At 36.9% G+C, this 8449-nt stretch carries 12 protein-coding genes; all 12 read left to right on the top strand.

The window, feature by feature from the left end; all coding sequences use genetic code 11:
• Nucleotides 1-223, top strand: a 223-nt coding sequence (locus ACTNES_RS17725) for a hypothetical protein (RefSeq protein WP_441040246.1), incomplete at its 5' end; no start/stop codon positions are given.
• Nucleotides 121-387: a VanZ family protein gene (locus ACTNES_RS17720; RefSeq protein WP_441040244.1), complete on the top strand. Its 267-nt coding sequence runs from the start codon at nt 121-123 to the stop codon at nt 385-387. The genes ACTNES_RS17725 and ACTNES_RS17720, both read left to right, overlap by 103 nt.
• Nucleotides 388-399: 12 nt before the next feature.
• Nucleotides 400-711, top strand: a complete 312-nt coding sequence (locus ACTNES_RS17715; protein ID WP_441040243.1) for a hypothetical protein — start codon at nt 400-402, stop codon at nt 709-711.
• Nucleotides 656-1996 carry a hypothetical protein gene (locus tag ACTNES_RS17710; RefSeq protein WP_441040242.1) on the top strand — a complete coding sequence of 447 codons (1341 nt, stop codon included), beginning with the start codon at nt 656-658 and terminating at the stop codon, nt 1994-1996. Before ACTNES_RS17715 ends, ACTNES_RS17710 begins: the two co-directional genes overlap by 56 nt.
• A gap of 145 nt (nt 1997-2141) precedes the next feature.
• Entirely contained in the window at nt 2142-3230 is a 1089-nt protein-coding gene (locus tag ACTNES_RS17705) for a hypothetical protein (RefSeq protein WP_441040241.1), read from the top strand.
• 54 nt (nt 3231-3284) lie between these two features.
• Nucleotides 3285-3503 (top strand): hypothetical protein, encoded by a 219-nt coding sequence (locus ACTNES_RS17700; RefSeq protein WP_441040240.1) that lies wholly within the window; start codon nt 3285-3287, stop codon nt 3501-3503.
• Nucleotides 3504-3624: 121 nt separating this feature from the next.
• The gene (locus ACTNES_RS17695; RefSeq protein ID WP_441040239.1) at nt 3625-4353 is read left to right on the top strand and encodes a hypothetical protein; all 729 of its coding nucleotides are present in this window, start codon (nt 3625-3627) and stop codon (nt 4351-4353) included.
• Between the two features lie 141 nt (nt 4354-4494).
• Nucleotides 4495-4866 carry a hypothetical protein gene (locus tag ACTNES_RS17690; RefSeq protein WP_441040238.1) on the top strand — a complete coding sequence of 124 codons (372 nt, stop codon included), beginning with the start codon at nt 4495-4497 and terminating at the stop codon, nt 4864-4866.
• A 119-nt stretch (nt 4867-4985) separates the two neighbouring features.
• Nucleotides 4986-5285 carry a helix-turn-helix domain-containing protein gene (locus tag ACTNES_RS17685; RefSeq protein WP_055060664.1) on the top strand — a complete coding sequence of 100 codons (300 nt, stop codon included), beginning with the start codon at nt 4986-4988 and terminating at the stop codon, nt 5283-5285.
• A gap of 71 nt (nt 5286-5356) precedes the next feature.
• Complete coding sequence (locus tag ACTNES_RS17680) at nt 5357-5962, top strand: transposase (protein WP_441040245.1); 606 nt, start codon at nt 5357-5359, stop codon at nt 5960-5962.
• A complete protein-coding gene (locus ACTNES_RS17675; RefSeq protein WP_441040237.1) occupies nt 5947-7491 on the top strand; it encodes a YifB family Mg chelatase-like AAA ATPase in 1545 nt (514 codons plus the stop codon). Before ACTNES_RS17680 ends, ACTNES_RS17675 begins: the two co-directional genes overlap by 16 nt.
• Nucleotides 7491-8252 carry a DNA-processing protein DprA gene (gene dprA, locus ACTNES_RS17670; RefSeq protein WP_441040236.1) on the top strand — a complete coding sequence of 254 codons (762 nt, stop codon included), beginning with the start codon at nt 7491-7493 and terminating at the stop codon, nt 8250-8252. Before ACTNES_RS17675 ends, dprA begins: the two co-directional genes overlap by 1 nt.
• Nucleotides 8253-8449: the final 197 nt, after the last annotated feature.

The raw sequence follows: 8449 nt of genomic DNA, 5'->3' as shown, positions 1-8449 counted from the left end.
CCAGATACCTGCAGGCTTAAAATACGAAATAAAAAGTGCTTCAAATGAATCTGTAGTGAGTATAACAAAAAAACTTCTGTTATGCACTACGCCTTCTTTTGAAGCACTTACGAAAATATTTTGTTATTTATTCCGTTTTCTGTTTTGTTTCTATGGGCGTTTCACAAAGAACTGCTCGGTAGCATGGAAAATTTCAGATTTGGAAAGACAATATGGGCGATAACTAAAATTGTTGCAACTTTTTCATTTATTATAGAATTTTCGCAACTATTATTTCATCTTGGTACCTTTCAGATTTCGGATTTATGCTATAATACCCTTGGTGGAACTGTTGGCGGAGTGATATATTTCATAGGATATAAGTTCAAGAAGCGAAAAAGAATTTGACATGAGAGGAGAATGGAAATAGTGGAAATTCTTCATTGGTTAGGAAATCAATTTTCAAATTTACTTGATCCGGGAACTGCGCTGGGGGCTTTTTTAATAAGTTGTTTGGCAGGTTGGACATGCTCTTTTATAGCTGGTGCAAAGTGGAAAGAACATACGATGAAAAAGAATAAAATTACTAGTGAAGAAATTAAAGGATCAATTCATCAGGATATGCATACTCAAACACGAGGTGATTCAAGTGTTATACGGAAGACTTCAAAAAAGAATGAGATTAATGTTAAAAAGGTTGATGGTGATGTTTGGCAGGACTCAGAAAAATAAAAAGAAGAATAATATTTCTGCAGACGTAGTTAATGGGAACATCATACAGGATTCTGCTATAGAAAATAATTATATAACGATTAATGATCCAGCGATTGCAATCCGCAATATAGGAAAAAATTCTGAAGAACTGACAAAATATTTTGAGAGCGTAAGAGCTTCCTTAGCTTCACAGCATAAATTATATCCGTATTATGAAACTGGAATCCAGGAAATCAATGGTAAAAATTTTTTATACAGTAGACCTCTTGTCCCTGAAGCTAAAACGAAATATCCAAGTCGGATAAAGGGAAGATTTAAAATTGCAGATGAAGAGATAGCTGGGAAGTATTCTTTGGAAGAAATGGCACGAAGAGCATATATTTCGCAAAAGTCTGTTGAGTTAGAACCAGTTGAAGTGATAAAAATGCTTGGTGAGGAAATAGACCCATACCAAGATGGCTTTTTGGAAGAAGTAAAAAATACTAATTTCAGATTAGTACCGGAAAAACTACCAGAGGCAATTTCATGTACATTGAAGGTAGATGGCTCTGACTTGGAATATGATGTGATGATGAAGATTCAACCAGTTGATCCTGATAAACATATTTTATGTATGGCAAATGAAAATGACAGTGATGGCTTGAAAATTATAATCGTATACAGTTTAGTGGATAGAAAAATATCGTTTACTTATAGATTGAATTTCAATACATGGAGTGATGTGAGAAAATTTACGCTATTCCAGATGATTGCATTAAAAGGCTCAGTAATAAAAATAGAAACAAAGGAAGAAAAGGAAGAATTATTCAAAGCAACATTACAAGAATCGCTTAGTTCGGAAAGTATTGAAGAATTAAAAGGTGATTTGGAATTAATAAAAGATGTAATTTTGATAGAAACGGAATTTGGAATATCATTCAGTATTTCTGACGGTTTTGATAATGACGATCAGGAGATGATTTATTTTCTTGCTAATAGTATCAGGCAAATTCCACAGGAAATGCAATGGACTTCTTACAATGCGGAGGCAAAACTGACCCCTGCAACAGAAGCAGATACAAAAGATTTATTTAAACCAGAATTTTGTATTAGATATACAGAAATTGTTAATATCAAAATTCAGCAGATATGGATTAAAGACATTAAAATCAGTAATGAATTGAAATGTTGTAGATTTGCTGATCCAGATCAGGCATACAAAGATTTTATAGCAGCACAGCAATCAGAGGATAAACGAATCAAGATTGATTTAGTGCCAGCAGATAAAGAGAGAAAGGCATCACGAATGGTGATATTTGATTAATGGATTATCGGTTATATAATAATTGGTAATCAAATAAGGTGATATTTCGAGAATAAACGCTATATATTGTATTTTGTCTGTTGCATGGATGTATATATTGGTTTATAATTAATGAAATTGAAATAAATGAAATAGGTAAAAACTGATGAGAAAATTATTCAGAAACGCTGACAATTTATATACGAAAATTCCAGAACCTATAAAGGGTATATTTGAATTTCTGGCAAATGTCTTTGCGGTACTGACCGTAGTGGGGGGATTTGCATATAGTGGAATAAAAATAATTTTTGGAATAAAAAATCCCAGTGCATCAAGCATAGATTTGACCAAAGTAATTCTTATAGTGATGGTTGCTGTGCTGGTTATGTTATTAATACGGCTAAAAAATGTAAAAGCAAATATGTTAAAGAAAGACCAATATATGACTCAAAGAGACCAATGTATTAGTCAAGAATATTATCGTTTTCTACACGATTATAGAAATGTAATCAACCAAATGGAATGTGATTATAAAAGACAGAATCTTAACTTGAAGTTATTAACAGATACAGTAGAACATTTTCTTGAGAATGCATTGGATTATTTGACAGAAATTCTTTCTACAATTACAGGGGAAAAGGTATGTGGCTGTGTTAAGGTTATTGTAGGGGAAGGATTTGAGAAAATATCCTATGAAGAAGCAAAGGTAAAAACTTTTGTAAGATCACGCAATAGTCAGGAGGAAAGAAAAAGTTTTGATGTAAGATTTTCAAGTGGAGTAAAAATTAGTGATAATACAGATTTTATGAATATTGTATCGGAGAAAAGGAGAGGCAATGATTCTTCATTTTATCAGGGCGATTTAAAAGAATATGCGGAATCGTTGAAAAAAATAGGACATAAATATAGAAATTCAACAGATAACTGGGAAGATTACTATCTTGGAACCATAGTTGTACCGATAAGAATTGCCAATAAACGTTTATTTTATACGTCAGAGGAAGAATCATATAATATATTGGGCTTTTTGTGTGTTGATTCGCTCAGCACTAAAGCATTTACTGAAGAAGCGAAACAAAGAAACATTTATCTTGTTAAATCATATGCAGCACTTGTTTATAATATATTGAGTAAATATCAGTTTTATTTAAAACAGTTGGAAACAACACCTGTGTCTGTGGTTCAGAATAATGTTCAGCAACGGAACAATAATACATATAACAATAGGAAAAATAGAAGAAAGAAAAACAGATAATAAAACTGATGAGAATGCAAAAGATAAACAAATAGGTAGATTAAAGGAGTTAGGATGGTAAGATTTATTAATTATATTTTGAGAAAAATATTAGGAAAAAAATCAATATATGAGCAGTTTGGAGCAGCATACATTGAAGAAGATTATAGTGTTGGAAAAGAGCATGGGAAGAGCAAAAGTGTAAGGAAAGATAAATATGTATTTTCTTCTGTTTTTCCAAATGAAGAAATTATGAGAAAAGTAGATGCAATTATGACAGAGGGAGAACACTAACTTACCCCGTTAATTTTCAGGGGTTTCTCCCTCACCGGGATTAGATTTATGACCAAACGGCAAATGTATTTTTATTTTGTTCTGTATGATTAGATTAACATGAAAATATGAGGGGTAAAATATGTCAGGTAGACCTAAAAAGAAACCAGAGTATAATGCGGAAAAACAGTTCGATGCTTTTCTACAAGAATTAAGTGCAGCTTATGAAGAAGCAGATTCCATGCGAGGATTAGCAGAAGAATTGAATATTACATTGCTGAAGCTACGCAAGCTGTTAATTACAGCAGGAGTGTTTTCTTCAGATGTTTGTACAGAAGTTAATGAATTGCGTAAACAAGGGAAATCAGTTCCAGAGATTATGAAGATTACAAGATTGTCCAGAGCTTCGGTTCAGTCATATTTGACATACTGCAAGGGGCTTTATAATGCAGAAGAATTGAGTGTAAATGCAGAACGTTGCCGAAGGTATTGGAATAGAAAAGAAATGATTTCCATACTGAAGAAATTGCCATCAGAGGATAATTTGTGGCAGGCTGTTATTGTGTTTCAGGAATATCCGTTTAGAACCGCAACCGGTTTACTGTTTCGCTATAAAATAAAGATTGGAAAAGACGGAGAATATAATAGAGAATTGTTGATAGATCGACGGGAAAAAAGTAAAACTCTTTCCTGGAGCAGTGTGAAATTGGCTTTTGATAACAGTAGATTAATAACAGGTGTAATTGAAAAGCCAAAAGCATTGGGAGATATTAGGGGGATTTCGTATATTTATCCGATTCTATGGAGATTTGGCTTGATTCAGGTTCCTGAAAAGACAGAAAAAGCAATGATGCTGAAATCAGGGGTATAGCTGGATAAAGATTGTTGGATTATGAAGTATATGTTAAAATGGTATTTGAATTAAAAAAAGATTGCAAATTTTAACAACAAGGATTACATAGTTAAGTATTAATTGCAGTAACCAGAATACACAGGAAAACGAGAGATTATTATGGATGATAAAAAATATCTTTTACAAACTTGCAAGCATTGTGGTAACAAAGGGTTATTAAAAATAGTGGCTGGTTATAAACAGCATTTTAAAGAAATGGATGGCACTGATGTAATCTTTACGGCAGATACTTGGTGGTCATTATTAGAGTGCCCGGTTTGTGAGGGGATTTCGCTTTATAAGTCATATTCTGATGATACAATGCTTACTCCATACGGGTATGAATCTGACGTATCAATGGAGTATCCTGGAAACAAATATGATTTTAAGCATGTTCCTGAAAGTATTTTTAAATCTTATCAGGCAGCAGTTAAGACATCAAAAGTGGATTTAAGAGCGTACCCGGGGTCAGACCCCATGAAATACCGATAAAGAAAATAAAACAGAACTAAAAGTTCTATAAAAGAAGCATAAAATATCTTGCAAAAACTTATCATGAGTGATAAAATCTCGTAAATAAGATATCAGAGATGGGATAGGGAGATAAGCAAATGCAGGAGAACATGAAAGAATACCTGACAGAAAAGGAAGCCAGAGAAAAGAGACTGGAAGTATATACAGAGAAGATCCAGGAAAAAGTGTTGAGCAGATCTTCGGAAACAATCCGGCAGTTAGTGGAGGAGAGACACCGCCAGAAAATGACGCAGCAGGAAATAGCGGATATTACAGGGATAAAACCGTCGAATATGGCCCGGTTTGAGAGCGGTGGCAGGGTACCAACGCTGGTTGTATTGGAGAAATATGCGAATGCCCTTGGAAAACATATTGAAATAAAAATCTGTGATGACTGACAGATTTTTATTTGGGATAATCATAAATGATACTATTATTGAAAATAACAAAGTGAAATGGAGGGAGAAAGATCGCAAGAAAATTAAGGGACTGGTATGCGGGAGCAATTTACCACATCATGCACAGAGGAGTGAGAAGAAAACCAATATTTGAAGATGAGATGGATCATCAGGTACTGCTGCAGATAATAAAGACATCATTGAGTAAATATAACTGCTGGCTGCATGCGTATTGTCTGATGACAAACCATGTCCATCTGTTGCTTGAAACAGGCGATATAGAAATCGGGAAGTTTATGAAATATATGTCAGAGTGTTATGCCATTTACTATAACCATAAGTATGGTTACAGAGGGCATGTTTTTGAGAGCCGGTATAAATCCTGCCTTGTAAAAGAAGATGCTTATTTTCTCCAGACAAGCCGTTACATACATCTTAATCCGGTAAAAGCGCAGATTGCAGATTATCCGGAAGATTATTTATGGAGCAGCTATCGGACGATGATAGGGATTGCGGATGATGGGATCACAGAGAAAAAGAAGACACTTGCGTACTTTCCGAAAAACAGTATTTATCAATACAGGGAGTTTGTGGAAGATATAGGACACAAATATATAGTGCAGGAACAGCATATCAGAAAAATGATAGGGGAAGATGAATTATGGCTACCGTGGTAAGAAGTTTTGCAATTCAGGGGATTGATGGGTATCCTGTGGATATAGAAGTAAAGATGCTGGAGGGACAGCCGGTGATATCGATCATCGGTCTTGGAGATCAGGCTGTAAAAGAAGCAGCAGAGAGAATCCAGGCAGCGATTGATGAGAGCGGTTATGTTTTTCCTAAAAAGCGTGTGATCATCAGTCTTGCACCCAGTGATAAAAAGAAAAGCGGTTCTCATTTTGATCTTGCAATGGCGGTTGGAGTGCTTTGCCAGAACGGAGACATAGGGGTGAAGAACCTGAAAGAATATGGCTTTATCGGAGAACTGTCATTAGATGGAAGGTTAAGAGCCTGCAGAGGGATTCTGCCGATGATCATTGCCGGTCAGAAGAAAGGAATAAAGAAGATTATCGTGCCGGAGGCTAATCTTAAAGAAGCAGGACTGGTGCATGGAGTAGAAATTCTGGGATTTCATGATCTGACAGGCGTGATCCGCTGTCTTGAAGGAAAAACATCAGGGGGAGAAATCCATGTGGGTGAAAAGGAAAAAGGTTCGGAAGAATCAGGGACAGTTCTGGATTTTAAAGAGGTTAAAGGACAGGATGAGCTGATAGAGGCGGTTGTTCTTGCTGCGGCAGGAGGGCACAATATGCTGATGGTCGGGGAGCCCGGATGCGGAAAGACCATGATTGCGCAGAGGATTCCAACGATCCTCCCGGAAATGACAGAGGAAGAATGTCTGGAAGTAACAAAAATATACAGTATTTCCGGTCTGCTTCCCAATGGACATGCCCTGATGAAATACAGACCATTCCGCGCCCCGCATCATAATGCATCATTGAATGCTCTGATTGGCGGTGGTGCCTATGCAATGCCGGGCGAGGTATCACTGGCACATAATGGGGTACTATTCCTGGATGAACTTGCTGAATTTTCAAGGCGGACTCTTGACGCATTACGCCAGCCGATAGAAGATAAAAAAGTATCTATCTCAAGAGTGAACGGTACTCATACGTTTCCTTCCAGTTTTATGTTTATTACAGCTATGAATCCCTGTCCGTGTGGTTATTATCCGGGTGCAAAATGTAAGTGTACGGATTATGAGATTATTAAATACAGGGGAAAGATCTCCGGCCCTATCATGGACCGGATAGATATACAGAAAGAAGTCCATCCTGTGGATTTCTTTGCAATAGCAGACCAGAAATCAGGGGCTTCTTCGGAAGAATTGCGTACAAAGGTAGAAAAAGCCAGGAAGATACAGCAGGAGAGATATGCGCAGGAAAAAGGGATCAACTGTAATGCGCAGATGACAACGGAACTCATACAGAGATATTGTGTGCTGGATAAAGATTCATTGAAGTTACTGAGAGAGACCAGTGAAAAGTATGGATATAGTGCCCGTGTGATCCACAAACTATTAAGACTTGCCAGGACCAGTGCGGACCTGGATGGAGAAGAAAAAATCCGTCAAAAAGATATAGAAAAAGTTCTGACGTGCCGGGAGCTGGACAAAAGCAATAGTAAAATGGTGGTGGTTAAATAATGATATACTGGATATGGCTTACGCAGATACCATTTATCGGCCCTGTTACAACCAGATACCTGATAAAAGAACTGGGAGATGCGGAAAAGATTTATCAGGCTGACCATGAAACCCTAAGCGGAATGTCAGGACTGTCTGCAAGACAAAGAGAAAGTATCATCAGGAATCATTCATTGGAAAAAGCGAAAAGGATCATGGATGATTGCCAAAGCAAAAATATCTCTATCTTATGCTGGAACGACGATCGTTATCCTTTACGTGCCAGAGAGCCTGCTGATGCGCCGCCAATGTTATACTATAAAGGAAATATCAAGAAAATGGATCAGACAGTTGGAATAGTAGGTGCGAGAAGATGCAGCCAGGAAGCAAAACAGGAAACGGTATTTCTGGCGTCAGAATATGCCAAGACCCGGATTGCAGTTGTCAGCGGAATGGCCAAAGGAATCGACAGCTATGCACATACGGCATGTCTTAATGCCGGTGGCTACACAATAGCAATATTAGGAAATGGTCTGGATATCTGTTATCCAAGTGAACACCACAAACTGATGAAATGTATAGAGGAAAAAGGTCTGCTCCTGTCAGAATGCCCACCCGGAACTTCACCATCCAGATACACGTTCCCCAGAAGAAACCGCCTGATCAGCAGCTGGTCCGATAAATTAATCATAATCCAGGCCGGGAAAGGCAGCGGAGCATTGATAACGGCAGAATATAGCAGAAAATATGGGAGAAAAGTGGAAATGAGAGAAAGTAGATAGGTGTTCGCATATGAAAAGTATCGAGTATAACTGTGAACTTCCGTAATAATTAACTCTCGTTTGTGTTCTAAAAGGCAGAAAAGATGATAAAAGTCCTTATTTTCAGTAAGTGCCTCAAACATTGATGTGTAAGTGCTTCAAAAGAAGGCGTAGTGCTATTTCCTCCACCAATTGATATACTGGGAAAAACCAATATA

It is taken from the genome of Blautia sp. HCP3S3_D9 (genome assembly GCF_052063845.1).
Taxonomy (GTDB): Bacteria; Bacillota; Clostridia; order Lachnospirales; family Lachnospiraceae; genus Blautia_A.
This window is presented reverse-complemented; position numbering and strand designations above follow the sequence as displayed.

Bases quoted from the DNA above. Each gene is read 5' to 3' on its own strand.
- ACTNES_RS17695 (WP_441040239.1), top strand. From the start codon at position 3,625: ATGTCAGGTAGACCTAAAAAGAAACCAGAGTATAATGCGGAAAAACAG.
- dprA (WP_441040236.1), top strand. From the start codon at position 7,491: ATGATATACTGGATATGGCTTACGCAGATACCATTTATCGGCCCTGTT.
- ACTNES_RS17710 (WP_441040242.1), top strand. From the start codon at position 656: ATGAGATTAATGTTAAAAAGGTTGATGGTGATGTTTGGCAGGACTCAG.
- ACTNES_RS17700 (WP_441040240.1), top strand. From the start codon at position 3,285: ATGGTAAGATTTATTAATTATATTTTGAGAAAAATATTAGGAAAAAAA.
- ACTNES_RS17715 (WP_441040243.1), top strand. From the start codon at position 400: ATGGAAATAGTGGAAATTCTTCATTGGTTAGGAAATCAATTTTCAAAT.
- ACTNES_RS17690 (WP_441040238.1), top strand. From the start codon at position 4,495: ATGGATGATAAAAAATATCTTTTACAAACTTGCAAGCATTGTGGTAAC.
- ACTNES_RS17705 (WP_441040241.1), top strand. From the start codon at position 2,142: ATGAGAAAATTATTCAGAAACGCTGACAATTTATATACGAAAATTCCA.
- ACTNES_RS17675 (WP_441040237.1), top strand. From the start codon at position 5,947: ATGGCTACCGTGGTAAGAAGTTTTGCAATTCAGGGGATTGATGGGTAT.
- ACTNES_RS17685 (WP_055060664.1), top strand. From the start codon at position 4,986: ATGCAGGAGAACATGAAAGAATACCTGACAGAAAAGGAAGCCAGAGAA.